Source organism: Streptomyces sp. AcH 505 (genome assembly GCF_000818175.1).
Classification (GTDB): Bacteria; Actinomycetota; Actinomycetes; order Streptomycetales; family Streptomycetaceae; genus Streptomyces.
On sequence record NZ_JTIY01000002.1, the window covers coordinates 1,213,579 to 1,238,796 of the forward strand.

A 25,218-nucleotide genomic window follows, 5' to 3' on the forward strand; every position below is an offset into this window, starting at 1 on the left:
GCCCACCTGCGCGCGGCTGTGAGGTGGCCGGAAGCTGTCGCGGCGCGGGACGCGAGGGACCACCAGCGGGCCGGTCGTGTCGTGGGGTCGGTCAGCACGGGGCCGTCGGCGGTGACGGACAGCATGAGCTGCAGGCTCTCCTCCGGTCGCCCCGCTTCGAGATGGAGCGTTGCCAGCAGGGCCGTGGCCGAGTGCCGGATCCCGTCGGGAAGGTCGCTCCGGTACGGCAGGTCACGTACCAGTGGCTCAGCCGCCTCGTGGCCCGACGCCCACAGCACGACCCAGCCGCTTACCAGCCGTGCCTGGTGGGCGAGTTCGGCACAGTCCAGCAGGCGGGCTGTCTCCTCCGCCTCGGCCGCCGATGCCGACGCGGTGGTGAGTCTGCCGAGCGCGGCCTCGGCCCAGGCGTGGCCGAGCAGCAACGGGGGCAGGTCGGCGGTGCGGCCGCCGAAGCGGGCGCACCGCAGTGCCCGGGACAGCATGTGCGAGGCGTTCGTGTGACGGCCCGTCAAGTTCTGTGCCAGGCCGAGCCGGACGGCCGCGTCCAGGACGTCCTGCAAGGCTGAGTCGGCGAGCAGGTCGGCCTTTCGGGTGGCGTCAGCGACCGCGTTCTCCCGGTCGGTACTGTCGCAGGAGAGGACCGTACCCAGTGCCCAGGTCGCCGCCGTGGTCATGCGCCGGACCATGTCGACGGCGGCGGGACCGGCCGAGAGGGCGGCGAACTGGGCGCGTACGGCGGGCAGGTCGCCGGTGGCCGCGCTCAGCGCCGCCGATCGCAGTCGCAGGGTGTCGGTCACGGAGGGGCACACCGTCGTCCGGCCGGTGGTGGGTGTTCCGGCGCCGGACAATTCGGTGTCGAGCAGTGCGCGTGCCTCGCGGTGCCGGCCGAGGCTGTCCTCCATGCGCGCGTACATGGCGACGAGCCGGCCGCGTCCGGCCGGGGGCAGGGCGGGCGAAGCCAGCACCAGAGGCATCAGGCGCTGTACTTCGGCCCGCCGCCCGGACCGTGACGCGGCGACGCACAACAGGATCCGGGTACGCAGGACCGCGGCTGCGCCGTCCTCGTCGGCGGGCAGGATGCGCAGCGCGGCGCGGAGCCAGTCGGCTGCGTCGTCGGGCTGCGTGTCCAGGATCTGGCGGGCGGCGCCGCACAGCAGACTCGCCGCCTCGGTGTCGCCTGGAGGTGCGCATCGGGCGAGGTGGGCTGCCTGCTGGGGGAGCGGGGCGCCGATCCGGGCGAGCGCGTCGGCCGCCGCCGCGTGGACGGTGATGCGACGGCCGGGCGGGACGCGCGTGTAGGTCAGTACGCGGGTCAGCGGGTGGCGGAAGCGGAAGAGCGGTGCCCCTGACTCGTCCTCGCGTACGACGCCCAGTGCGACGAGTTCGTCGAGGACGGCGAGAGTGCGGCGGAGCGGCCAGCCGCTGACCGCGGTCAGCAGGGTGGGGGAGAAGGGGGCGCCCAGCACAGCGGCGTACTGGGTGGCGGCGGTCTGCTCCGGTGTCAGTGCGGCGCATTCCCGCAGCCACCGGGAGCCGGCAGCGGGTATCGGAGCCGGTGAACACAGGCCGGTGCGGGCCAGTTCACGCAGGGCGGCGTCCGGCAGGGCGGACAAGGCCGCCGCCCACTCCGGTTCTCCCGCGCCGAGTTCACGGAGCAACGACCGGCGAGCGGGTCCGGCGGGGCCGTGGGCGAGCGGATGTGTCACGGTGCTGCGGGCGCCGGGCCGTGCGTCGTGAACGTCGTCCGGACAGCGGAGTGTCATGGTCCCTCTCAGGGCGGGGGCGGCGAAGCCGGCGGCGGCTCACCCGTCCTGGGGTGGGCCGCCGCCGTGGCCCGGCCGGGCCGGTGCGCGTGTCAGCAGACGACGACGCTGACGTTGCTGTCACACGCGAACGTGCTGAAGTCGCTCGCGATGATCACGCCGTTCTCGTCCACGGTGTGTTCGGTCTCCAGCTCCTGGAGGTTGAGTACCTGCTGCATGGTGAACTCCTCTGGTGTGTGCGGTGGGACGAACCCGGTCGCCCTTGTGACGGCCGGGAGTGATGGGGGGTGGGGTCAGGCTCGGGAGGCTGCGACGGCGTCCACGGTGAACAGCGGATCGGGCGCAGGGGAGAGGACTTCGTCGAGGGCGAGCAGTACACCGGCGCTTCCGCTCCACAGGTCCGCGCTCATCCGCAGCATCTGGTCGCCGAGGAAGCGCACGCCGGTGGGATGCGGCACGGCGTGGGCGAACAGCCCGGCCGCCGCGTCGATCGCGAGACGCCGGCTCTCCTGGGACCCGGTCAGCTCGGCGTGCTCGGCGAGCGTGAGCGCGAGTCCGGAGAGCCCCTGGCACAGGCCGCTCATACCGGTGTAGTTGGTGGTGAGCGCCTTCAACAGGCGTGGTGTCGCCCCGGCCAGCCGCTCGTCGTCCGTGTCCCGCAGGTAGCGGGTCGCGACGTGCAGCACACCGGCGGAGCCGCAGTACAGATACGGCATGCGGCGCACATCGGTGGTGGAGACGGGGAACGACATGTGGGCGGCTGTCGGGTCGCACTCCCGGTCCAACTCGGCGTGCAGCAGCGGCAGGCCCTGGTCGAGGTAGCTCTTGTCGCCGGTGACAGCGGCCAGTTGCTGGAGCATGAGCGCCACACCGGTCCTGCCGTGCCAGAGTCCGGTGGCGTCGTCGGGCCCCAGCCGAGGTGTCAGCGTGTGCGGCGCCCCGGACATGCCGTCGGCCAGTTCGGCCGCCCGTTCCAGGTGGCGGGCGTCGCCGGTGTGTCCGTACAGCGCGAGACGGGCGAGAGCGACGCCCGCCCCGCCACCGGCGAGAGTGACGTCCGTCCGGGTCAGCGGGTGGCTGTCGGCCGTGTCGAGCAGATCGACGGCCTCCTGTGTGTGTCCGCAGTCGGCGAGCACCCACGCGATGCCGGCGAGTCCGGTCTGCAGCCCGGGGCCGAGGGTGTCAGCGGTACGCAGCGTGTCCGTGCGCAGCCGTTCGAGGACGGTGTCGGGCAGCGCCCTGCCCGACCTGCGCAGGGCATGCACCACGCCGGCCGTGCCGTAGGCCAGACACAGGGTGTTGGCCAGATGGCCCTCGGGGACGGTGGGGAACACCCGGCGCGGATGCCCGGGATCGGCCATCGCGATCAGAGCGTCGGCGACGCGGTCGCGCAGCGCTGCGAGGCTCTCCTCGGGGGCGTCGACGACGCGCTCCGGTGAGGGAAGGGCGAGCGGTCCGCCGGCCGGGGTGTGGCCCCCGGCGTCGGTGTCGTCGTGGTGAAAGCGCGTGGCACGCCGCCACAGGGCCGGCGGGATGTCGCATCCGCGCAGCTTCAGACCGTGGCGTATGTAGCTGAGGGCGGCCGGAGCACGCTGGACCACCTGGTGCAGCGGGCACAGCATCAACAGGGCCAAGGCGCTGAGCCCGTAGGCGTCGTAGACGGCAGGGTCGTCGCCCACGAGGGCGGCCGGCGGGGTGTATCCGGGGGTGCCGGAGGCGACGAACGGGGTGCCGATGCGGTGCGCGGATTCGAAGTCGATCAGCCGGACCTCGTCGTCGTCCGAGACCAGCAGGTTGCCGGGGCTGACATCGACGAAGAGATAACCGGCGCGGTGCAGCCGGTCCATGACCTCGTCGGTGCGTTCCAGGATCGCCTCACAGCGGCGGTAGTAGTCGGCGAATTCGGCGGCGTCCGCGTCGCGGCGGATCAGTGGGTTGTGCGTCACCGTCCAGCCGTTCAGCGACTCACCCTCGACGAACTCGGTGACAAGGAAGTCGTGTTCCCACTCGGAGAAGTGCGCCAGCGGCTCCGGCGCGAGGCCCGGGACGGCGGCGTGCAGTGCCCGCAGTGTCTCCCACTCGGCGCGCAGCCGCTGTTGTGCGTTGGCGCCGCCGGCGCCGATACCGGTGTGCGCCCTGGCCTCCTTGATGAAGACCTTCCGTCCGGTGGCCTCATGACGGCCGCGGTAGGCGCCGCCGCCGTTGCTGTGGCGCAACGCGGCCTCGAAGGTGTAGCCGCCGAAACTGGTCCCGCCCGCCAGTGGAGGGGTTTCCTCCAGGAAGGGGTCCTCGACGCCGGCGGGCAGGTGGAACGACACCCCGCGTCTGTCCTCGACCAGCCGCCCGGCGCCGTCGGGAACCAGCAGCATCGGTGTGCCGTCGGCGCGCACCTGCTGCTGGCGCAGAAAGGATCCGTACCGGTAGTGCACCGTGCGGGAGGTGCCGAACCGCCGGTCGCTGAGGATGTAGGGACCCTCCTCGTCCGCCAGTGCCTCGCTGAGGGACTCCATCAGTCGGCGGGCGGCGTGGGGGTCCGCGGGATAGGCGGCGCAGAACTTGCCGCTCTGCGGGCGGGACGCGTGCTTCTGGTGGGTCCAGCCGTAGAAGAGGCGGGTGGACAGGTGCTTGAAGGCGACATCCTGGTCGCAGCAGATGCCGGCCACCACGTCCAGGACGTGCTCAAGGCGCCCTGGCCGCGCGGAGACATGGACCTTCCAGCCGGCCGGCACGACCGTGAGGTCGTCGTGCCGCCACATGGTCCAGATTCCCGACGGGGTGCCGTGCCAGCCCGCTCGTACGGAGGTGGGACGCAGTTCCCCGCCGTCCGGTGGGGTGGCGTCCAGAGGTTCGTAGAAGTCGGGGTCCGCGACGGTGAAGGTGTAGGGGGTCCGCATCTGCCCTCTTCCTGAGGCGAGTCGGCTGGTGCGCCACCACGATGGCCCATGACGGAGAACTCGTCAACTGAAGTGAATGACGGACCTTATTGGGTACATGTAGGCTGCCGACGCTCGTTCACCCATCCCCGCTGTCCGGAGGACACCATGCCCCCAGTACTGCAGCTCCAGACCATGAGCGCGGCCGACGACTCAGCCGGCCTGCTGCCCCCCACGATCACCACGAGCGACAGCTCGCTCAGCGTGATCTTCTGCGACTCGAACACCACCTGGGCCGCGCCTGAGGACATGGGCGCCTGATCCGACCGGTCTCTCTTCAAGGGCGCAGGGGACGCTGGATCCCTGCGCCCTACCGGCACAGCTAGAATGAATGGAGGCGAAGCGGCAGGACGCTTCCGCTGTCGATGACCGGAGCGGAGGTGCGGCGTGCCAGAGGCCGAGGCGGCGCAGCCGCGCACGCTTGCCGGGAAGATCGACGCGCTCTTCCGCGTCGTACGCCGTCCCAACCGCGAGTCCTACAGCCACGAAGAAGTGGCCAAGGCCTGCCGCGAGGCCACGGGCGAAAGCTTCTCGGCGACGTATCTGTGGCAGTTGCGGACCGGTCGGCGCGACAATCCGACCAAGCGTCACCTCGAAGCGCTCGCCCAGTTCTTCGAGGTACCGGTCACCTACTTCTTCGACGACGCCCAGGCGTCCGCCATCGCGGAGGAGCTCGAACTCCTCGGCGCCCTGCGGGACGCGAACGTGCGGAGCATGGCGCTGCGCGCGGTGAACCTGTCACCCGAAGCGGTCGGAACCATCAGCGACATGATCGACGTGATAGCGCGCAGGGAGCGGGGCGGAGGCTCTCCGCCGTGACGGCCGACCGCTCCGGGACGGGGCGCGTCCGACGGGACATGTGGGGAGACTGCCGCCGCCGCGTGGACCGCCTCCGTCTGCCCGATCCCTTCGACGCCGCCACGTTCGTCCGCGCCGTCGGGGCGCAACGCGGTCGAGCGGTCGAACTCTTACCCGTCCACGCGCGGCCGGACCTCCCGTGCGGACTCCTGCTCACCACGGCAGCCGCCGACTACGTGATGTACGCGGCCGACACCACCCCGTTCCACCAACAGCACATCCTCCTGCACGAGGCGGCGCACCTGCTCTGCGGTCACCAGGACGGAGCCTCCATGCACGCCGCCGCGCAGATACTGCTGCCGGGCCTCTCCCCGGCGCTCGTACAGCGGGTCCTCGGCCGCACCGTCTACAGCGAACCGCAGGAAGCCGAAGCCGAGTTGGTGGCCTCGCTGATTCTCTCCCGCGTCAGCTCCCACCCACCGCGCGCACGGCACACAGGCGCACAGCCCGACGTCGCCCCGCTGTTCGCGCTTCCGGACCAGCCGGGGAGTGGGCAGGCCCGGTGAGCCGGAGACAGGAGAAGCACCGGTGATCGACCTGGCGGTCTACGTCGCTGCGGGCATCTTCCTGTGCTTCGCCGTTCACCGGATCGCCGTGGCCAGGACCGGCCGAATTCAACGCTGCATGTGGGGTTTCGCCCTCTGTCTGGGAGTCTCACTGCTGCTGAACGCGCCGGACAATCGGCCGGCGGCCGGCCAGGCGGCGCACCTCGTCGTCCTGACCCACGCATTGAAACTGGCGGCCCTGACCTGCCTCGGGCTCATCGCCATGACACTCGACCGCCCCTCCGCCGGACGGCCGTCCTGGGCCCGGCAGTTGGGAGCGGGGCTCGCGGCCCAGGTGGCGTCCGCCGTGCTGTTCGCTTCCGCCCATGTCGTGGTGGCCCAGGAGTCTGTACTCGTCCGGCCCTCGCGCTCCTGGGCGTTCGCGCTGTACGGCGCACTCTTCGCGGTGTACGGCTGGCTGTGCCTGGTCCCGCTGGTACGAGCCCTCGCCCGGCACGCGCGCCGAGCGGAGCCCGGCGCCATCAGGACCGGACTGTGGCTGATGACGCTCGCCTCAGGCGCGGGTGTGCTGTGGACCTCATGGGCGCTGGCGGACGCCCACGACGTCCTGCGCCACGGTCAAGTCGGCCTCGGCGAGGACCTGATGTCGACGCTGCTCGGCATCACCGTGGCACTCCTCGGCGTCGGCGGCGCATCCGCGGCCTTCCGGCCGGACATCCTCCGCGCCCCTGCCCGCTGGTTCCGGGCGCGGCGCGCCTTCCACGCCCTGGAACCACTCTGGGCAGCTCTGCACGCCGAACTCCCCGACATCGCGCTCCCCACTGCGGCGACCGAGCGCCGCAGCCACCTGCCGTGGCCCGGCACCTTCGACCTGTACCGCCGCGTCATCGAGATCCGTGACGCCTACCTCTCCCTGCGCCCCTACAGCCAGCCGGAGACCCTTGACCGGCCCACAACCGCAGCGCAGCCGACCGACGCCGCCGATCCCCACCACGCGGCGGCCCTCGAAGCGGCTGCCATCGCGGCAGCGCTGGAGAACCGCCGCCTCAACCGCCGCCACGACACGGATCCCGGCACCATCCACCCGGCGCCGCACGCGCCGAGAACACTGGACGACGAGGCCGACTGGCTGGTCCAGGTGGCACGGGCCTTCGCCAGCTCACCCGAGGTCAACCGGATCCGCAGCCGAGTCAGTGCCGACGGCGGGTAGCGTTTCGGGGGCGATCAAGATGAGGCGGACGCCATGAAGTCGGCTCCGTCAGCCGGGACATGCCCGACTTTTCTCTTTCCGCAGCCCTGCCGACCTTGGTCGTCGCAGTCGTCGTCTTCTCCGCTCTGGCCGTCGCGGGCGTCACGCCCTGGACCGTCGAGCTGGCCGTGGTTCCGGCCGTCGCCCTGCAGACGCTGGTGACGTTCATCCGCCTCGGCCGCCCTGGCGGTTCGTCTCCCTCCGAGCGATCGGCGAGCGGTCTGTGTCTGTTGCTGCGGTGAACTCGGCACCGGGCGGGCCGTGCCGTGGCCCTGCTCCCGCCATACTGCGAGTAGGGCCACGGCCCCCGGAAGCCGTTCGCCTGGAGGCCGTTACGACGAACAGCAGGCGCCGAGTCGCCTCGTAGCCACGCGGCGCGGGCATCATGCCCCCCGTTCACGATGCCGGCGCCCGCTTGGTGGGGTCCTCTGGCCGGCGTGAGGGTCAGCCCACGTAGAGCTGCCACTTCCCGGAGCCGTCGAAGTAGTCGCAGCTATATGTCGAGTATCCGCCGTAGATCACCAACGATCCGCCGACGGCGCCGCACTCCCACTGGCTGTCGTAGTCGCCGGCCCACTGCCAGTTGACAGCCGTGGAGGCGGGTGCCGCTACCACCGCAGAGGTCAGGTAGGGCTCCGGGTTCCCGGACGGGCGGGCCTGCGCCGAACTGATCCCGGCGCCGGCCATCACGAGTGCACCTGTGGCGACAATGCCGATCATGGATCGACGGACAAGGTTGCGTCTCATGTTTTCCAGCTTTCTTCTGTTTCGGTCCGTGCGTGAGTTCAGGCCGGCCCAGCAGGGCACGGTCGGACAGTGCACCCCTTTTGGTCGGAATTTACCGCTGGGCAAGGGGGCGCTATGCGTCACTTCAGCAGTGGTCCAAGTACAGGATTCCGTAGTCCCCGACCAAACTGGATGACGACCAACCACTCACCCCGGTCGTGTTGTCCCTGAGCTGGACCCACAAGTCACCAGAGGATCCAGTCCAGCAATAGCTCGTCACGGAATGGCCCCGATACCCGTACCCGACAATTCCGTACCCGGTGCCGGGTCCCGTCCGGATGCGCACGCCGTCGCCGGAGAATGTGGTCTGCTCCGCCGGGGCCGGGTTCGCTGCCTGTCCGGTTCTTTCGCTCGCGACGGCCGTCCCTCCTGCGAGCGGAATGAGCAGCATGCTCACGCCGACGCCGATGGCGGCGGCCCCGTGCCGAATCTTCCTCAGCATTCTTCGCTCCTTGTTCGGCTGATTGACCGATGGACGGATACGAGACGTTCCGGAAACCGCACCCCGCGTTTTCCGGAAGCTCATGGAGGGATCGTTTTCCACGCTCGTATACGCCCTCGACACGAATAATGCCATCGCCCTCCCCGTTGCGCGCCGGGCCAACGATTCCTTGTCGCACGCGATCGATAACCAGAAATGTATGACCCGGCAAGTACTGGTGGATGAGTACTTTTCGCGGGGGGTACGGCAAAGCGTGGTGCGACGCCAGACGGTTGGTTCAGCCAGTGCGGCGACAGTGCTTGAACTTCGTCATCGCTTTCGCGAAAGCGCCGATGACGGCGTTGTGCGCGGTACTCAGCCATACGGGCACGATGACCATGGGAGGCATGTCACGGATGGGCACCACGGTGAGACCGGGGAACGGCGACCGTTCGAGTAGCGACGTCACGGTGCAGTGCAGGCCCTGGCCTCGGGCGACGAGGGTGAGGACGTCGTCGACCAGGACGTTGTCCCGGGCCGTCAGTTTCGTCATGTCGTCCACGGTGTGCCTGATCGGGCGTCCCGATGGAGTGAAGCGGGGTGTCCACAGATCACGGAACGTGGGTTCCATGTCGGTGGGTGGCTTGAGTAATTCCTGGTCGGCCAGGTCCTCCAGACTGACTGTTGTGTGACGGGCCAGGGGGTGACGTGAGGGGACGAGCAGGCCCCGCGGCACTTCGGCGACGACCGGTCCCACGGTCAGCTCCGGTCCCTGCCTGGCCTGGGCCTGGCCGTCGCCGCCCGGCGACCAGACCAGCACCACGTCGGCCTGTAGATCGCGGAGCGCGTCCTCGGGCGTCATGCCCTGGTGCAGTGAGACGGCGTTGAGGGTGACGATGCACTCGGCGCGCTCGCTTTCGAAGGCGGCCCCACCCGGGTGGCGAAGTCGCCGCCTATGGAAGGGGTGTAGGCGAGGCGTAGCTCCTCCCCTCGATCACGGGCACAGGACTCGGCGCGACGCCGCAGCCGGGCCATGGCGGTGACGACCTCCCACGCTTCGGGGACCAGATCCCGGCCGGCTGGTGAGAGGACCACTTTGCGGCTGGCACGATCGACCAGGCTGAGCCCGAGTCGCTGCTCCAGCGCCCTGATCTGCTGGCTGAACGCGGGCTGTGTCATGGCCGTTCGGGCTGCGGCGCGCGCGAAGTGCAGTTCGTCGGCCAACACGAGGAAGAGCCGCAGTTGATGGAGGCTGGGCTCGCGACGAGCGCCGGGACCGGTGATGGGGGAGGGGCCATCCCGTTCCGCGGGTCGCGTCATAGGTCCGAGACTATCGATTCGACAGCGAAGGGCGGCGGCTGTTGCGCGGGCGGGTCGTGCGACGCCGAGAGGTCCGAGGCAACAGCGACGATCCTGAGAGCCCCCTGCCGCGGGCGCGAGCGAGCACCGGCGTCAGAGCTCGACAGCCGCCTTAGCGGTCGAACCGTCCTCGCCCCGGAGCACCGTGGCAGCCGCCCGTCGGACGGCCGCGACGGTCGGGCGAGCGCGCGAGGCGGGGGTCCATGCGAGGGCCGAGCTGCACGGTGACAGGTCCGCCACATCGACGTAACTGATGCCGGGCCGTGGGAAGAAGGTGCGTGCGGCGGCCGGAAGAAAGGCCATGGCACCTCCGTCCGCGACGGCGTTCAGGAGCGCTTCCATGTCCGCGACAACCGGGCCGTACGTGACCCGGGAGCCGTCCGGCCGGGGGTTTACCGCCCACCAGTCCCACCAGACGCGTGAAACCTGCGGCGGGACGTTCACCACTGTTCTGCCTGACAGCTCGGCGATGCTGATCGTCGTCCGGCCCGCGAGCGAGTCGGTCGTGGGCAGGCAGGCGATGCGTGGCTCACTGGCGAGGTGCACGATCTGAATACCCGGCGGGACCGGCGGCCGGAGGAAGACCACGTCCACCTGACCGTCCAGCAACTGGTTGACGTGATCGACGAAGTTCAGGTTGCGGATCTCCACGGTGATCCGCGGGTGCCGTGCCCGCAGTTCGGCCAGGATCGCCCTCGTACGCGGCATCGACGCCTCCGCCCCGATCGCCCCGACCACCAGCCGCCCGGCAGGCTCTCGTTCGCGGGTGTCGGCGACGAGCCGTAACTGGTCCATGGCCCGCACCGCGGCTTTAGCCTCGGGTAACAGTGCTCGGCAACTGGCCGTCATCTCCACCCGGCGACTGGTGCGATGGAACAGGGTCAGTCCCAAGTGCGCCTCCAGCGAGCGAAGTTGTCGGCTCAGCGCAGGCTGCGACATGAAGAGTCGGGCCGCGGCACGGCCGAAGTGCAGTTCGTCGGAGAGCACCAGCAACAGACGTAGCTGGTGGATGGTCGGTTCATTGTGAACCGGTGCGGGATCGCCGGGTGCCCGGCCGTTCGGTCGCTCGTCTGGGGGCCATACGTCGCTCATGCCCCGGAGTGTAGGGATCGGATCGGGGGCGGCCCTTTCACCTCCGTGGCCCCAGGCCGGCACTCAGGCTTAGGCCCTGGCTGGAGGCGTGGCGGAATACGTTGCTGGCCGGACGCCTTGCAAAAGGACCGCAGGTCGTCGTCGCTCGACCGTGCGGCCCGGTGGGCCGCTGCTAGCCCTCCAGGCCGAGGCCGTGCGGCGCCGGGCCGAAGAGCATCTCGCCCATCAACCCGGTGGTGTTGATGGTGACTTTGCCGCTGACGTCCGGGTAGGCGACGCGCTGGGCCCGGCGGTCGTGGGCGACGTAGTACACGTCGGGGCTGACACTCTGATTGCCCTCTTCGGCCCGGAACCAGTGCCCGGCCGCCAGTGCCATCGTCTCGACTGCCGTCAGTACCCCCATGCCGCTGACCACATGCAGGATCAGTCTGTGCCACGACGGTACGGCGACCATCACGCCGTACCGGGACGGGGAGCCGTGCACCTGGCTGACCAGCCAGTCCAGCACGGCTACCCGGGAGGCGACGAAGGGGTCGTCGCCCGAGAGGGTCACCAACTCGGTGTCCTCGCGGGCCGCGTCGCAGGCCTCGCGCACCACCCGCAACCCGTGGAGGTTCTCCACGTTGCGCATCGCCCGTCCCCACACCGCCTCGGCGCCGCCCAGTTCGCTCATCGACGACACAGGCACGAAGTCGAGCCGGCCTCCGGCCAACAGGGCAGTCCCCATGACCAGCCCGGGCAGGGCCAGGGGAGCGCCTTCGGCGACGCCAGGCGGAAGCCGGTCTGGTGGCATGACGAACGGCCTTAGCGACGAGGCCAGTTCACCGGGAGCGAAGGCCAACTCCCGCTGCTCGCCCGGCTCAGGATCCTTGCCCTTATTGCCGAATAATCCCATGAATCGAAGCGTAGCCAATGGGAGCGGGAACAGCGCCAATATCGCAAGGTCCGGTCGTCCGAAGCAGGCCACGTCTGAAAGCTTCGACGGCGTTCGGCGTCGGCTGCTTCCCTTGCCCGGAATCAGTCATGCGGGTCCGAGGTCAGGACAGTTCGAGCAGACGGGTTCCCGAACGGAGGATGGCCAGAACGACGGCGCCAGCGGCCCGACGGCGTAGTGCTCGGCCGCCTTCATGCTGTGCACTGATGCCGCCCCACCCGCTGCCGCAGGCCGGACGGTCCACCGCGTGGCCACCGCGGCGGCAGCGGCGACCAGACTTGTCAGCGAAGCCGGGTGCGTCACCGGCCTGTGCGGCGGTGAGGTGGAAGGCCAGGGGCTGGCGGCTGCCGTCGGCTGCGAGGTGGACCTTCGTGGTCAGCCCGCCGCGCGACCGGCCGATGGTGGCCGTCACGCTTGCCAGCCGGCGCCCCCTTTTGCGGGCTCCGGCAGCGTGCTGCTGGGCTCGCACGATCGTGGAGTCCACTGAGACAGCCCAGGTCGGCTCCTCGTTGGCGTCCGCCTGGGCCAGCAGCGCGGTGAAACCTCGCCCCCAGGTGCCTCAGCGGACCGCATCCGCAGCCGGTTGCGGACGCCCGGCCAGTTGCCGGGCTTCTCCGGCAACTGCACCCACTGCGCGTCAGTCAACGGCACCCGGACAAACGAGTAGACGCCCCGGAGGGAGCGACTACGCGCAGCCGGTGCCATCGGCCTTGCCGGCAGTTGTCCACCAGGACATCAGTCGGGCAGCCATCGCTTCCGGCTCTGATGGCAGAGGGGTAAGCCCGAAGTGATCCTCCAGCTGGTGCCACAGGAACTCGCTGATCTCTGTCTGGCCGACACCACCCCGGAGCCGCCGGAGAAGAGGGGTAAGCATGCAGTCGTACCCGTCCTGCACCTCGTCAGCGACGCCGATCGGATCCCCATCGTTGAGGAGATGCCGCAGGCCGTTCTCGTGATGTCGGTTCCAGATCGCATCGCTCCAGGGTGCCACCCGGGAACCACCGTCATCCCTCACCCTGACCTTGATCCAAACGAAACCGCCTGGCTGAACGAGAACGCATTCCAGCTGACGACTACCCGTTGCGGAGGTGCTCCGTGAGGCGGGTCAGGAGGCGGGCCGCTTCTTCCAGGTTCTGGGCCGTGGTGGAGAAGTCCGCGGCGAGCAGTTGCTCCTCCTCCGCGTCGTTCCCCTGCTCCGTCGCGAGGACGGGGGCCGGGACGCTCGTTCCGCGGTACCCCACCGGTTCCGTGCCGGCGTGCTGCCGGTAGCCGACGAAGTCGGAGACGCCGGGCTGCGCGGGTGTGCCGCCCCCGTCGAAGCCGAAGAACTGCACGCGGGACAGCTGGGTCTCATCTCCCCCGGAGTTGGCGGTGATGCGCAGCCGGTAGTGCCGGTAACCCGCCGAGTTGAAGAACGAGAACTCCCTGGTGTCGAAGCGCCGGTTGAACTTCTCGTTCTCCCGCGCGTCCAGCCGTGCCCAGGTGCTGCCGTCGTGGGAGCCCTCCAGGTGCCAGTCCGACGGGTCGCGCTCCTGGCAGTCGTTGGCGGAGGTCAGGCTGTAGGCCGTGACCACGGCAGGGCTCTCGAAGGTGAACTCGAGGTCCGCGGAGTCCTCGTGAGCCAGCCACTTGTCGCTCGCCTTGCGCAGGAGGTTGGCCGCGACCTCGCCCCACTCCGTGAACTCCTCGCTGGCCTCCACCTTGGACACCATCTTGGTGACGTCCTGGCGCTCGCCGGTCGCCGACGGGGCGGACGTTCTCGTGACGGCGGTCCGCAGGGTGAGCGAGGTCGCGTCGCCCCTGCGGTCGCTCCACGTCACCCGCTCCACCGACGCACCGCCGTCGTCGAGCAGGAGACACAGCCGGCCGACGGGCCGCCACACGCCATCGTGCTCCTCCTCGGTCGCGAAGTACCGTCCGGGGACGCCGGTGGCGGCGTCCCCGGCGGTCCGGCGCTCGGTGAGCGTGCCCCGCAGTTCGCCGATGGTGCCGTCACCGGCCCGGAAATGGCCGTGGAAGCCGGACAGGTCGCTGCGGAACGCGACGGCCGACTCCGCGCCGTCGGTCGTACGCCACGACAGGCGGGTCGCGGATTCCGCGGATCCGCCCTCGCCCCCGTCGAGGTGGAACACCAGGCTCGGCCCCGGCTGCCAGGTGGGCGCATCGAGGGTGCGCCGCTCGGTGGCGAAGGTGCGGATCGACCGTGCGCCCGCCCTCGCCGCGAGGACACGCTCCGCGTGACCGGCGTCCTCGGCAGGGCCCAGCGTGATCGTGCGCACCCGGAGCAGGTTGTCGCCCCCGTCGTCGGCCTCGGAACCGGCATTGCCTATGCGCAGGACGTTCACGCCCGGCTGGAGAACCTTGCCCGGCACGTTCAGCACAAACTCCCGCACGCCGCCCGGGTCGCCGTCGTCGGGCAGCACGAAGCCTGCCGTCATCGTCTCGCCGTTCAGTACGACGTCCACGGGGACGGCCGCGCCGAGCACCATGATCCGCAACTCGGTCTCCGCGTTGTCCTCCGCGTCGTCCACCGAGAACTCGACCGTGAGGTGGCCCCCGGCCGCCACCGCGACGTAGGACGAAGCGATCACACACCGCTGGTGGCGGACCACGGCGTTCAACAACTCGGCGGGGCGGACGGCGAAATCGACGCGTACAGGATCCATCTGCGCTTCTCCTCATGGGTGTTGGACAGGTTGTCCGTGCCCGACGGGCCGGGCAGCTGTTCTAGACGCTAGCGGTCCCCACTGACAACGAAGCTTGACTCCTGTCACAGACGCACCACGAACACCCTTGTTATGTACGGCAGTTCATGACATGCCGGGCTCGCGCCCCCAGGCGGCCGTTGCGGTCGCCCGGCAGCCGTCGGCGGAGAACCAGACCAGGCGGGTGTCGGCGTCAACGTGCCCATCCACTGGCGCCAAATTTCTAACACGTGGTAAGTATTTGTGGACGCCTACCGAACGCCATGCGGCCTCGCGGGGACGCCACCGACCTTTGACGAAGGGAACGTGTGTGCAGAGCATCACCAAGAACAGGCAGTCTCCCGAGGTGCTGCGCACCATGATCGAGCGCGCCTACGGAGCGGGGCAGGTCCCGACAGGGGACGGCTGGGTGAGCGAGCTGGGGCACGGCTGGTTCAACGTCGCCTACCGCATCCGCCTGCGCGACGGCGCCGAGATCGTCCTGAAGATCGCTCCGCCGCCCGCAGTGGAGGTGATGACCTACGAGCAAGGCGCCATGGCGATCGAACTGACCACGCTGGACCTCCTGAGCACACGGACCGCCGTGCCCGTCCCCGCCGTCGACTTCGCCGACCGGAGCCGCGAACTGTGCGACGCCGACTACTTCTTCATGCCGTACGTCGACGCCGACAACCTCGGCATCATCGCCGAGACGCTCCCCACGGCCGAGCGAGATGCCTTGATGGAGCAACTCGGCGTGCTCAACCGGGAGATCAACTCCGTCCGCGGTCAGCACTTCGGCCCGCTGGCCGGCCCCGGCCATGCCACCTGGCGCAAGGCGTTCACCACGATGATCGAGAACGTACTCGTCGACGGCGAGCGTCGTGGCGTCGACATCGGCTGGGAGTACGACACCGCGCGCGCCGTCGTGGCCGCACACGCCGACAGCCTCGACGAGGTCACCGAACCCCGCTTGGTGGAGTGGGACCTGTGGGACAGCAACGTCATGGTCCGCGACGGCAAGATCGTCTGCGTCATCGACCACGAACGCGCCTTCTACGGTGACCCCTTGATCGAGGCCGGCTTCACCGGTACCCAGATGGCCGCCTTCGGCGACGCGGCACCCTTCATGCACGGCTACGGTCACGACGAGCTGACCAACACCGAGCAGACACGCCGCCGCCTCTACTGCCTCTACCTGCTACTGATCATGGTCATCGAGACCGTGTACCGCGGGCACAGCGACCCCCAGCAGTACGACTGGGCGCGACCCCGCCTCGACGAAGCCATGGCTCTGCTCGGCCGCACCCGCCAGTGACGTCCGCACCGGGGCCGGCCGTCGCGGACCACACGACCCGGCTCGGCACCGACCCGGTGGGCCGGCTGCTGTGGCGCTCCTGCACCCAGACCACCGCCGCGGTCGGCGTGTACGGCATCTACGCTCTTACCAACGCCTGGTTCGTCGCCCGCGGGGTGGGCGACACCGCCATGGCCGCAGTCAATCTGGCCGCCCCGCTCCTGCTGCTCCTCGGCGCGGTGTCCACCACCGTCGGCGCGGGGGGCGCCTCCCTGATCTCCCGCGCCCTGGGCATGGGAGACCACCGGGCCGCCGCCCGTGCGGCGGGCAACTCCTTCGCCCTGTTCTGGGCCTGCGCCGCCGCCACCACCGCACTCGGACTGGTCTTCCTGGATCCGCTGCTCACCCTGCTCGGGGCCACCGGCGAACTGGGCGCAACCGCCCGCCCCTACGCCGTGGTGCTCCTGTGCGGGGCCCTGGTATCCACCGGCTTCTCCAGCCTCGTGCGAGCCGAAGGCCGAATGGGGTACTCCACCCTGCTGTGGCTCGTGCCCGTCGCCGTACAGATCACCCTGGACCCGGTGCTCATCTTCGGATTCGACATGGGTGTACGGGGCGCCGCGCTCGGTACCGTCGGCGGTGGGGCCGTGTCCGCGGCAATGAGCCTGTGGTTCTTCTTCGTCCAGCCGCGCCGTCCCTACCGTGTCGGCCTGCGGGACCTGCTGCCCCACGGACCGACACTGCGAGCCCTGCTGGGGGTAGGCCTGCCCTCGTTCCTGGCCGGCACCGGTGTCACGCTCCTGGCCGTTCTCGTCAACGCCACCCTCGCGGCCGCCGGGTCGGCCACTGCGCTCGCGGCCTACGCCGTCTGCGCCCGCCTGCAGACCTTCGTGCTGATGCCGCACAGCGGCATCAGCCAGGGACTGCAGCCGATCGTCGGCTACAACATCGGCCGCGGCCTGCCCGGCCGCGCAGTCGAAGCCCGCAACTACTCCCTCCTCGCCTCCGGGCTGTACGGACTGCTCACCGCCGCTGCCCTCGCCGCGCTGGCCAAACCCCTGGCCAGTGTGTTTCTCAACGACGCCGGCACCATCACCACCGCCGGACAGGCACTGCCGGTCATCGCGATCGGGATGACCGTCGCCGGAATCGGCCCGCTGGTAGCGGCTTACGCCCAGTCGCTGGGCCGCCCGGCGCCCGCGTACCTCATCTCCATCGGCACCCTGCTCCTGATCAAGGTTCCCCTGGTTGCGGCCCTCGGCCGACTGGGTACCGCAGGTGTCTGGACCGCTCTGGCCGCCGGCGAAGTGGCCACCGCCGCGGCCGCCCTCGTGTTGCTGCGGCGGCTGCACGGAGCTACGACGTCGAAGGCTCCTTGAGGAGTTGGTCCAGGTGGGAACGCAGCACCGCTGCCATGTCCACTTCCTCCGGGCTCGTCAGCCACTGCACCTGCAACCCGTCCATCAGCGCAACGAATCCGGCCGCCGCTACCCGGGGATCGACTCCCTCCCGCAACGCCCCCTGCTCCGACAGCTGACGCAATGCGCGGTGCACGTACTCCCGCGTGGTCCGGTAGTGATCCGTGAAGTACTGATGCGCGGGATGATCCTCGGAGAACGCCTCCGCCGCGAGACGCACATACAACTCCACTATCCCCGGATGCCGGGCATTGTGATCGGCCAGATCGATCAGGTGCTGCACCGCCGCCGTGGGGGAGTACTCCTTCGGTCCGAGCCGCGCGGTGTCCTCCTCGTCGCGACGCTCCAGCACGGCTGCCAACAGCGCTTCACGGCTGGGGAAGTAGTAGTGGAGGCCCACGTGACTGATGCCGGCACGCTTGGCGATATCCCGCAGTGAGGCGCCGTGATAGCCCACGTCCGCGTACACCTCAACAGCCGTCGTGACGATTTGCTCACGGCGCGCCCGCCCCTTCGCATAACCACGCGAAGACGCAGGCACCTTGACTTCCGCATCAGACATGCCCCCCATCATCGCAGCGGCAGTGATCGGAAGGCATTCAGCAGGTGCTCGGCGCTCTACGGGGCGACGCGCACCGTCGTCCTTGGTGCATCCGCAAGCCCCGCGGCCGCGAATGCTGTCAGCAGTCCGCCTCGGTCGGAGCGAGCGAATCGCGCTGGGCTGTTCTGGCGACACGGGAGAGGAGAGTGCGCAGCTGTTCGGCGTCGCGGTCGTCGAGGTCGATGAGCAGGCGGCTTTCGGCGGCCGCGAGGTTTTGCCGGACCTGGCTGAAGCGGGCGCGGCCGGTGTCGGTGATGAGGACCTGGCGGGCGCGGCGGTCGCGCGGGTCGGGGCGGCGGGTCACCAGCTGGTGCGCCTCGAGGTCGTCGAGCAGGTAGGTCATCACGGTGCGGTCGAGGCTGATCTCTTTGGCCAGGGCGAGCTGGGTGGGCGGATCGCCGGCGGCGAGGGCAGCCAGGACGAGGTAGCCCCGGGGGCCTCCGGGCAGCTCGGCGACCGACTCGCCGGCCACGCGGTAGAACGCCGACGAGACCAGGCGGATCGCCCATCCCAGGTCGGTGTCCAGCGCCAGCTCTTCGGCTTGACCGCTCGGCTTCTTCTGCTCGGACCTAGGTCTGCTCACGAGGCCAGACTAGCACTATCAGCTCACCGACAGATGTTCTTGCGAGCAGAACATCTTGTGTGCATAGTGGTGTGCGTAACGGTGTCGCGGTGTGTGATCCGCACCGACACCCCCGATTCACCCAGCGAGGACGAGTTCGATGAACAGCAGCAGCGTTTTGCAGGGCCGTACCGCGCTCGTGACCGGCGCGACCTCGGGCATCGGTAAGGCCGTCGCGCAGAATCTGGCCCGCCACGGTGTGCAGGTCGTGGTGCACGGACGGGACCATTCCCGGGGCGAAGCCCTGGTGAAGGAGATAGCCGAGGAGGGCGGTGTCGCCCGCTTCGTCGCCGCGGACCTCGCCGACGCCGCCGACACGCTGCGTCTGGCGTCCGAGGCCGGCGCCGTAGACATCCTGGTGAACAGCGCCGGGCTGTACGAGTTCGTTCCGACCGCGGTGACCGACGCGGCGAGCTTCGACCGCCAGGTCGCGGTCAACACCCGGGCCCCTTTCCTCCTGGTCGGAGCCCTGGCTCCGGGCATGGTCGAGCGCGGCCACGGCTCCATCGTGATCGTCGGCTCCAGCGCGGCGCGCATGCCCGCCCCCGTCGGCGCCGCCTACGGAGCCTCCAAGGCCGGCGCGGAGATCCTCACCCGGTACTGGGCGACCGAGTTCGGCGGATCAGGAGTGCGGGTCAACGCCGTCTCACCCGGGCCCGTGCACACCGAGGGCACACAGGCGATGCTCGGCGAGCACACCGCGATGCTGGACAAGACCAACACGCGCGGCCGTGCCGGTGACCCCGGTGAGATCGCTGAGATCGTCGCGTTCCTGGTGGGCCCGGCCAGTTCCTACGTCAACGGCGCCGTCCTGTTCGCCGACGGCGGCGAGCTCAGTGCCCTGCCGGCGTGAGGGCAAGCCATGAACATCTTCGTCATCGGTGCCACCGGCTTCGTCGGTGGCGCCCTCGCCTTGCACTTGGCCGGGGCTGGGCACACCGTCACCGGCCTGGCCCGCAACGCCACCGCCGCGATCACGCTCGCCGACCGGGGTATCGCACCGGTGGCCGGCGATCTGGGCGCGCGCCTGTCCGCCACGGTCGAGGCGGCGCTGCATGCTGACGCAGTCGTCTACGCGGCACAGGCCGGGCCCGAGCAGGAGACCGCCGCCATCAAGGAGCTCACCGGGGCTCTCGTCGGTACGGACCGGACACTGGTCTTCCTCTCGGGCAGTGGGGTGCTCCTGCAACGCACTGCGGGGGCCTGGAGCCCGGACGTGTTCACCGAGCACGATCCGTTCACGGTCGAGCCCTTGGCGGACTTCCGCATGGCCGCCGAGGATACGGTCCTGGCCGCCGCCGCACAGGGGCTGCGCGCCATGGTCATCCGGCCCGGTCTGATCTGGGGCCCGGGGGACCGCGGCCACCTGCCGATGATCTACCAATCGGTCGCCGAGACGGGGGCGGCCTGCTACGTCGGCCAGGGGCTGAACACGTACAGCCACGTCCACATCGACGATGTGGCCCACCTGTTCGCCCTCGCCCTGGAATCGGGGCGTGCGGGCGGGATCTACCACGCTGTCGCGGGAGAGGTCCCCAACCGCTGGATCGCGGAGAAGGTCGCAGACGACCTCGGTGTGCAGGCACTCAGCCTCACTCCCGAGGAAGCTGCCGGTGTGTGGGGCGAGTTCGGCGCCTTCATCATGGCCGCGTCGAGCCGTATCCACGCGGTCGGCGCCCGGTCGGAACTGGGGTGGCACCCTGAGCACACCGACATGCTGTCCATGATCGGCGAAGACCGCCTGCGCCGGCTCGCCGGCTCCAGACCCGGCGCCCGAAGCCATGGTTCGCCGTGACTGTCGTCGTGCAGGCCACACGGGGCCAACGCACTCCAGGCGTCCACACCTCATCTTCCCGAAAGGGGAACTCTCGTGACACCGCCGACTGGCTTCCTGACGGCTTCCGTGTCCAGCGGATTGCCACCAATGACACCCATCTCTCCGTGGCTGTCGGTGGCCATGGCCCGGTCCTGGTCCTGCTCCACGGCTGGCCGCAGACCTCGCGCGCCTGGGCGCGCGTGATGCCGGCCCTCGCGGAGACCCACACGGTCGTGGTGCCCGACCTGCGAGGCACCGGCGCCAGCGACAGGCCGGCCGACGGCTACACGAAGACCAACCAGGCCCACGACCTACGCGGCATCCTGGCAGGGCTGGGCCTGACGGGCCCAGTGGCTGTGGCCGGCCACGACATCGGTTCGATGGTTGCCCTGGCCTGGGCCGCCGCTCACCCCGACGACGTCTCTCACCTGATCCTGGTCGACGCCCTGCTGCCCGGCCTCGGCCTGGAAGAAGCGATGAACGTCGCCCAGGGTGGCATGTGGCACTTCGGGTTCTTCATGGCCCCTGACGTGCCCGAGATGCTCTTCGACGGCCACGAACTGGAGTTCATCACCGCGACCTTCACCGCCATGTCCAGCCCCGGCACTTTCAGCGCCGACGACCTTGCCGCCTACGCCCAGGCGTACACGGGGCGAGAACGGCTGCGCGGTGGATTCGCGCACTACCGGACCCTCTTGGAGGACGGGCGGGAGAACCGTGCGCTCCTCGCTCGGCGGCCACTGCCCATGCCCGTCCTGGCCATCGGCACTCACCAGTCCGGCGACGCCACCGCACGGGCACTGGCGCCTCAGGGGGACGACGTACGGGCCGCGGTTGCCCCCACCGGGCACTTCGTCGCCGAGGAAGACGGCGACTGGTTCACCCGCACGGTGACCGAATTCCTCACCTAGAGCTTTTCCGTCCGGGAGTTGACGACGAACCCGCCGTTCGCTGTTGCCGCAGATCTACCGCTCCCCCCTCCGGTCAACGCGACCAGCAGGCAGCCGTTACCACGCCTTGTCGACCCGGATCCTGCGGTTGCGCCAGCAGCTGGACGGCGTCGACTGGGGGAGAGGCGGGCGGGTGAGGGGTGACGCACCGACCGAGCGGGCAGGTGCAGATCGGATCATCCGTGCCCGCCCCCCTTGGGTCTGAGCAGGAGAGGTCGCATGTGCAGGACACGCGTCATCCTCGTCCGGGCTCCTTGCGCAGGTGCGCTTGGTGCTGTTCTCGGGCGCGGGGGAGCGGTGTTGTCAGTGGGCTCTGCCAGGGTGTGCGTCGTGGATGAACTGGTGGAGCGCGTCGACGATCAAGATCGTGTGCTGGGGGCGGTAGTCGGCCGCTGGGAGGCGATCCGGGAGGGTTGGCTGCACCGGGTCGCCGTGACGGTGTGTCGTGATGAGCGTGGGCGGTTCCTCGTTCACCGGCGGTCGGGGCACCTGTCGCGCTTCCCCGGGCTCTACGAAGTCGTGGTCGGTGGTGCCGTGGATGTCGGTGAGTCCTATGAAAAGGCCGCCGCCCGGGAGTTGGCCGAAGAGCTTGGCGCTCGTGTGCTGCCGGACTTGCTGTTCACGTTCCTCAACCGCAGCGGGTTGAGTCCGCACTGGCTCGGCGTGCACGAAGCCGTGGTGCCTGACAGGGTGATCGCCGATCCTGATGAGGTCGCCTGGCATGGGTGGTTGACCGAGCCGGAGCTGCGGTCGGCCCTGCTGGAGTGGCGCTTCACCCCCGACAGCCACGAAGCGTTCAGCCGGTATCTCGCGTTTCGGACCGCGCGGTCCTGACCTTGCCGACTCGCGGGCCGGGGCGCAGGCTTGAGGCCCGCATTGCGCGAGCGCCTGTTGGTGACAGGTGCCGGACCACTTCTGATCAGCGGTAGGCGCCGACCGTGTTGGATGGGTTCATGAGCCAGACAGCTGCCCTGCGCCTGCGGCAGGCCATCGCCCGAGCCGAGGACGCAACGCGAGAGCGTATTCCCAGCGGGCGCTCCCCAGAGGACGCAGACGACGTGCTGGGTACCTTCGCGACCGACGGTGCGCTGGGCTTCGACCCTTTCCCCTTCCTCGAAGCACTCCATGACACGGGCTCGCGCGCGGTGGTCATCGGTCAGGTCGCCGGCATCATGCACGGCTCCATCGAACTGACGGGGGACCTCGACCTGCTCTGGGACGGCACACCTGACGAGGCGCACGCCTTGCGCGACGCCTTGGCCCGGTCCGGCTGCGTTGAACTGCCCGATCTCCGCCGCTCACAGGTCGCATACAAAGTTACCGGCGCCAGCGGAGACCTATGCACTCCTGCCCTGCCCTGGGGCGCCATGGATGTCACCCCCTGCCTGACCTCGGCCGAGATCACCGGTGACCCCGCCGAATTCACCATCCGCTACGCCGCGCTCGACACCTGATCCTCATGCGACGGGCCCTCGGCCGCCCGAAGGACCACCGTCGCGCAGGCGAACTCGCGCAGCTACGCACGGCTCGCGGACTGGCTGGATGAGGGGCCAATGGCTCATGGCTGGATCGGTGACCAGGTGTGGACCGCCGGGGGCATCTGCACGCGGATCGGGCGCAGGCTCCATGTCGCCTACAGCATCTCCGGTGTCACCCGGCTGCCGCTGCTCGCTGAGCGAGACGGATTACAGCCGCCTGCTCGACAGCGCCCACCTTCTTCTCAAGGCCCCGCTCATCGTGGTGTGGGACCGCGGCACACGCACGTCTCGAAGAGGATGAAGGCGCCCGTGGCGGAGCGGGACTGGCTGACGGTCGTCCTGCTGCCCGGCTACGCACCCGACCTCGCTCAGCGAACTGGAGACCCTGCTCCGCAGGAGGCCCAAGCCGATGCAATACCGGCACGGCGTCCTCAAGGGCTTCCTCACCGGAACCGGCCTCACCCTCGGCAGACCGAACTGACCCCAGGGCGCGAGGTTAGTGCACAGTGCTGTCCACTCGTTCGTACACGCTGATGTGGCGCCAACTGGCGGCGTCATACGGCTCGCCGTTCCAGCCACCCCGGCGTTCGCGCAGCCGGAGCCCGGCGATACGGGCCATGAGGTCGAACTCGGGTGGGTGGGCCAGGCGCAGCCTGATGGGGAAGAGTCTGATACCCCCGCTGCTGATGCGGATGTGGTTCAGGTCGAGGACCTGGGTCAGCGGGTCGTACCGCCCAGCACCGAGGTCGACGTGCTCAAGGCCGACCTGCTCGGTGTCCAGGTACTGATGCCCGGGGCGTGAGGGTTCGGTGGGAATGCGGCATTCGATGACGAATACGCCGTCCTCGGTGAGGTGGCTGGCGGCGTTCTGGAAGCATCGGACCTGGTCCTCTTGGGTGAGCAGGTTGCCGATCGTGTTGAAGACCAGGTAAACCAGCCCGTAGGTATGGCCGGTAGTGACGTGGGACATGTCGCCCATGGTCACGTCGACTTGGTCGCCCCCCGGCTTCTCACGCATCCGGTCGACCATGTCTTGCGACAGCTCGATCCCATCCACCCGCACCCCGGCCCGCATGAGGGGCAGCGCGATTCGGCCGGTGCCCACTGCGAATTCCAGAGCATCCTGTTGTCCTGCAAGCTTGGCCAGGAATTCGACTGCCTCGGCCTCATCACCGCGTGGATCGTCGTCGTACCGCTGGGACATCTCATATCCGAAGCTCGTCTTGGGATCGAATCCCTCCACGTAACGCTCCCTACGGTCAGTCGAGTTGCTTGCGCCAGCCCGACGCAGGATCCCGTCCGGGCCGGACCCTATTACCGAAGTTCCGCACATCGCTACGCATTTACTGAGTAGATGGTGCGCGCTGTCGAGCGCTGACATGGCGCATTTCCCACAAGGGGCACTCGTAGCGCCGCCCTGCCAGGCACGTTCTGGCAGGGCTTCTGCGTGGGTGGCGGCAGTAGTTGACGGCAGCGTCCAGCGGGGGAGGGCGGCGGTTCGTCGCCGTCCGCACCGCAGCAGGTGACCGTCAGAGGTCCCGCTGACCGCAGGGACCTGTTTCTAGTGATGGTCCCTGGCGAGGAACTCGGTGACGGTCCGGACGAAGTCGTCCGGACCGTCCACCCACGGGTTGTGCGCGGCGTCCGCCTGAACAATGTGCTCGCCGTGTGGGAATAGCCCGGCCACCTCGGCGGCGGAGTCCGGACGCGGAGAGCCGTCCAGCGCACCGGACAGCACCAGGACCGGCGCCTCCAGGTCGGCCAGTACGGCGCGGGCGGCGTCCGCACCGTCGAAGGCGCCCGGGGACAGGTAGGCACCCGCCGCCGACTCGTCGAACCACTCCTCGCACAAGGCGGCATGTGTCTGCGCAGCGGCGTCCCAGCGGCCGTAGGAGAGGCGGTCGAGCAGCGCGAAGTCCTCGTCGCTCGCCGCCCCGGACACCGCCCGCTCGAAGGCCGGCCGGACCTCTTCGTACCAAGGCTCGTCCCGGCGCAGCTCCAGTGCCTCGCGCCGCCGCTCGACAGGGAAGTCGATCCCGGCAGTGCGCGCACGCGCGCAGACCAGTACGAGCGAGCGCACCCGCTCCGGGTAGCGGGCCGCATAGGCCAGCACGAGGTCACCGGCGGCCGAATGGCCAAGCAGATCCAGCTGCTCCAGACCGAGAGTGACACGAAGCGCCTCGATGTCCTCGGCCTGACGGTCCACCCGCGAGCCCGCGAGGTCGGCGGGCTCGGCCGAGTCCCCCGTGCCGCGCAGGTCCAGCAGCACCAACTCTCGCTGCGCCGCCAGCCCACCGAGATCGCCGAAGTAGGCGGAGCGCATCATCGGCCCGCCGGGGATGCAGACGAGTGGTCGATCACCCCCGGCGCCCATTCGGTGATAGGCGAGGCGGGTCCCGTCGGGCACGTCGAAGGTCAGCATGAGCGGATGATCGCAGGTGGCGCCATAAC

General features: G+C 69.6%; 26 protein-coding genes and 1 pseudogene. 12 read left to right on the forward strand and 15 right to left on the reverse strand.

What is annotated here, in order from left to right:
* The 3 genes from HY68_RS44410 to lanKC form a co-directional block, all read right to left on the reverse strand.
* The coding region (locus tag HY68_RS44410) for a hypothetical protein (protein WP_198533494.1) at window positions 1–1,763 on the reverse strand (1,763 nt) is incomplete at its 3' end.
* Between the two features lie 92 nt (window positions 1,764–1,855).
* Window positions 1,856–1,981 (reverse strand): SapB/AmfS family lanthipeptide, encoded by a 126-nt coding sequence (locus tag HY68_RS42380; protein ID WP_107070269.1) that lies wholly within the window; start codon window positions 1,979–1,981, stop codon window positions 1,856–1,858.
* A gap of 75 nt (window positions 1,982–2,056) precedes the next feature.
* The gene (gene lanKC, locus HY68_RS35365) at window positions 2,057–4,657 is read right to left on the reverse strand and encodes a class III lanthionine synthetase LanKC (RefSeq protein ID WP_041999798.1); all 2,601 of its coding nucleotides are present in this window, start codon (window positions 4,655–4,657) and stop codon (window positions 2,057–2,059) included.
* Between the two features lie 147 nt (window positions 4,658–4,804).
* On the opposite strand from lanKC, the gene HY68_RS43065 reads away from it, so the two are divergent.
* From HY68_RS43065 to HY68_RS35385, 5 genes are all read left to right on the forward strand, one after another.
* Entirely contained in the window at window positions 4,805–4,957 is a 153-nt protein-coding gene (locus tag HY68_RS43065; RefSeq protein WP_157874499.1) for a hypothetical protein, read from the forward strand.
* Between the two features lie 126 nt (window positions 4,958–5,083).
* The gene (locus HY68_RS35370) at window positions 5,084–5,515 is read left to right on the forward strand and encodes a helix-turn-helix domain-containing protein (protein WP_041999801.1); all 432 of its coding nucleotides are present in this window, start codon (window positions 5,084–5,086) and stop codon (window positions 5,513–5,515) included.
* 62 nt (window positions 5,516–5,577) lie between these two features.
* On the forward strand, window positions 5,578–6,060 hold the full coding sequence (locus HY68_RS35375) for a hypothetical protein (protein ID WP_063779742.1): 483 nt from the start codon (window positions 5,578–5,580) through the stop codon (window positions 6,058–6,060).
* Between the two features lie 22 nt (window positions 6,061–6,082).
* Window positions 6,083–7,270, forward strand: a complete 1,188-nt coding sequence (locus HY68_RS35380) for an MAB_1171c family putative transporter (RefSeq protein WP_052457482.1) — start codon at window positions 6,083–6,085, stop codon at window positions 7,268–7,270.
* Window positions 7,271–7,329: 59 nt separating this feature from the next.
* Complete coding sequence (locus HY68_RS35385; protein ID WP_041999803.1) at window positions 7,330–7,551, forward strand: hypothetical protein; 222 nt, start codon at window positions 7,330–7,332, stop codon at window positions 7,549–7,551.
* Window positions 7,552–7,753: 202 nt separating this feature from the next.
* Here the strand turns inward: HY68_RS35385 and HY68_RS35390 are convergent, their stop codons facing one another.
* The 8 genes and pseudogenes from HY68_RS35390 to HY68_RS35420 all read right to left on the reverse strand — a co-directional run bounded on the left by HY68_RS35390 (window position 7,754) and on the right by HY68_RS35420 (window position 14,567).
* Window positions 7,754–8,056, reverse strand: coding sequence for a hypothetical protein (locus tag HY68_RS35390; RefSeq protein ID WP_198533495.1), 303 nt, complete (start codon window positions 8,054–8,056; stop codon window positions 7,754–7,756).
* Between the two features lie 758 nt (window positions 8,057–8,814).
* Entirely contained in the window at window positions 8,815–9,414 is a 600-nt protein-coding gene (locus tag HY68_RS35400) for a LysR substrate-binding domain-containing protein (protein ID WP_347560683.1), read from the reverse strand.
* Window positions 9,375–9,836: a LysR family transcriptional regulator gene (locus HY68_RS41265; protein ID WP_078864098.1), complete on the reverse strand. Its 462-nt coding sequence runs from the start codon at window positions 9,834–9,836 to the stop codon at window positions 9,375–9,377. The genes HY68_RS35400 and HY68_RS41265 overlap by 40 nt, the downstream gene beginning before the upstream one ends.
* Window positions 9,837–9,968: 132 nt before the next feature.
* Window positions 9,969–10,967 (reverse strand): LysR family transcriptional regulator, encoded by a 999-nt coding sequence (locus tag HY68_RS35405; protein ID WP_078864099.1) that lies wholly within the window; start codon window positions 10,965–10,967, stop codon window positions 9,969–9,971.
* A 172-nt stretch (window positions 10,968–11,139) separates the two neighbouring features.
* Window positions 11,140–11,862 (reverse strand): hypothetical protein, encoded by a 723-nt coding sequence (locus HY68_RS35410; RefSeq protein WP_157874500.1) that lies wholly within the window; start codon window positions 11,860–11,862, stop codon window positions 11,140–11,142.
* Between the two features lie 355 nt (window positions 11,863–12,217).
* A pseudogene (locus HY68_RS45890) lies at window positions 12,218–12,391 on the reverse strand (IS5/IS1182 family transposase); the annotation flags it as partial.
* Between the two features lie 195 nt (window positions 12,392–12,586).
* On the reverse strand, window positions 12,587–12,892 hold the full coding sequence (locus HY68_RS35415; RefSeq protein ID WP_241778863.1) for a hypothetical protein: 306 nt from the start codon (window positions 12,890–12,892) through the stop codon (window positions 12,587–12,589).
* An 82-nt stretch (window positions 12,893–12,974) separates the two neighbouring features.
* Entirely contained in the window at window positions 12,975–14,567 is a 1,593-nt protein-coding gene (locus tag HY68_RS35420; RefSeq protein WP_041999811.1) for a discoidin domain-containing protein, read from the reverse strand.
* Window positions 14,568–14,916: 349 nt separating this feature from the next.
* Between HY68_RS35420 and HY68_RS35425 the strand changes: the two genes are divergently transcribed.
* Complete coding sequence (locus tag HY68_RS35425) at window positions 14,917–15,903, forward strand: aminoglycoside phosphotransferase family protein (RefSeq protein WP_041999814.1); 987 nt, start codon at window positions 14,917–14,919, stop codon at window positions 15,901–15,903.
* Window positions 15,900–17,261: an MATE family efflux transporter gene (locus HY68_RS35430; protein ID WP_041999817.1), complete on the forward strand. Its 1,362-nt coding sequence runs from the start codon at window positions 15,900–15,902 to the stop codon at window positions 17,259–17,261. The genes HY68_RS35425 and HY68_RS35430 overlap by 4 nt, the downstream gene beginning before the upstream one ends.
* Here HY68_RS35430 and HY68_RS35435 read toward each other — a convergent pair.
* Both HY68_RS35435 and HY68_RS35440 read right to left on the reverse strand, forming a co-directional pair.
* On the reverse strand, window positions 17,239–17,862 hold the full coding sequence (locus HY68_RS35435) for a TetR/AcrR family transcriptional regulator (protein WP_042000864.1): 624 nt from the start codon (window positions 17,860–17,862) through the stop codon (window positions 17,239–17,241). The two genes, HY68_RS35430 and HY68_RS35435, sit on opposite strands and share 23 nt — an antisense overlap.
* 118 nt (window positions 17,863–17,980) lie before the next feature.
* Window positions 17,981–18,484, reverse strand: a complete 504-nt coding sequence (locus tag HY68_RS35440) for a MarR family winged helix-turn-helix transcriptional regulator (RefSeq protein ID WP_041999820.1) — start codon at window positions 18,482–18,484, stop codon at window positions 17,981–17,983.
* A gap of 139 nt (window positions 18,485–18,623) precedes the next feature.
* Here HY68_RS35440 and HY68_RS35445 point away from each other — a divergent pair, with 139 nt between their 5' ends.
* From HY68_RS35445 to HY68_RS35465, 5 genes are all read left to right on the forward strand, one after another.
* A complete protein-coding gene (locus HY68_RS35445; protein WP_041999823.1) occupies window positions 18,624–19,376 on the forward strand; it encodes an SDR family oxidoreductase in 753 nt (250 codons plus the stop codon).
* Window positions 19,377–19,385: 9 nt separating this feature from the next.
* Complete coding sequence (locus HY68_RS35450; RefSeq protein ID WP_041999826.1) at window positions 19,386–20,318, forward strand: NAD-dependent epimerase/dehydratase family protein; 933 nt, start codon at window positions 19,386–19,388, stop codon at window positions 20,316–20,318.
* 146 nt (window positions 20,319–20,464) lie between these two features.
* On the forward strand, window positions 20,465–21,250 hold the full coding sequence (locus HY68_RS35455; protein WP_241778864.1) for an alpha/beta hydrolase: 786 nt from the start codon (window positions 20,465–20,467) through the stop codon (window positions 21,248–21,250).
* A gap of 360 nt (window positions 21,251–21,610) precedes the next feature.
* Complete coding sequence (locus HY68_RS35460; RefSeq protein WP_063779755.1) at window positions 21,611–22,123, forward strand: NUDIX domain-containing protein; 513 nt, start codon at window positions 21,611–21,613, stop codon at window positions 22,121–22,123.
* A gap of 119 nt (window positions 22,124–22,242) precedes the next feature.
* Window positions 22,243–22,743 (forward strand): hypothetical protein, encoded by a 501-nt coding sequence (locus tag HY68_RS35465; RefSeq protein WP_241778865.1) that lies wholly within the window; start codon window positions 22,243–22,245, stop codon window positions 22,741–22,743.
* Window positions 22,744–23,263: 520 nt separating this feature from the next.
* Here the strand turns inward: HY68_RS35465 and HY68_RS35470 are convergent.
* Entirely contained in the window at window positions 23,264–24,010 is a 747-nt protein-coding gene (locus HY68_RS35470) for a class I SAM-dependent methyltransferase (RefSeq protein ID WP_041999829.1), read from the reverse strand.
* 318 nt (window positions 24,011–24,328) lie between these two features.
* Window positions 24,329–25,189: an alpha/beta hydrolase gene (locus tag HY68_RS35475; protein ID WP_042000873.1), complete on the reverse strand. Its 861-nt coding sequence runs from the start codon at window positions 25,187–25,189 to the stop codon at window positions 24,329–24,331.
* Between the last annotated feature and the right edge of the window lie 29 nt (window positions 25,190–25,218).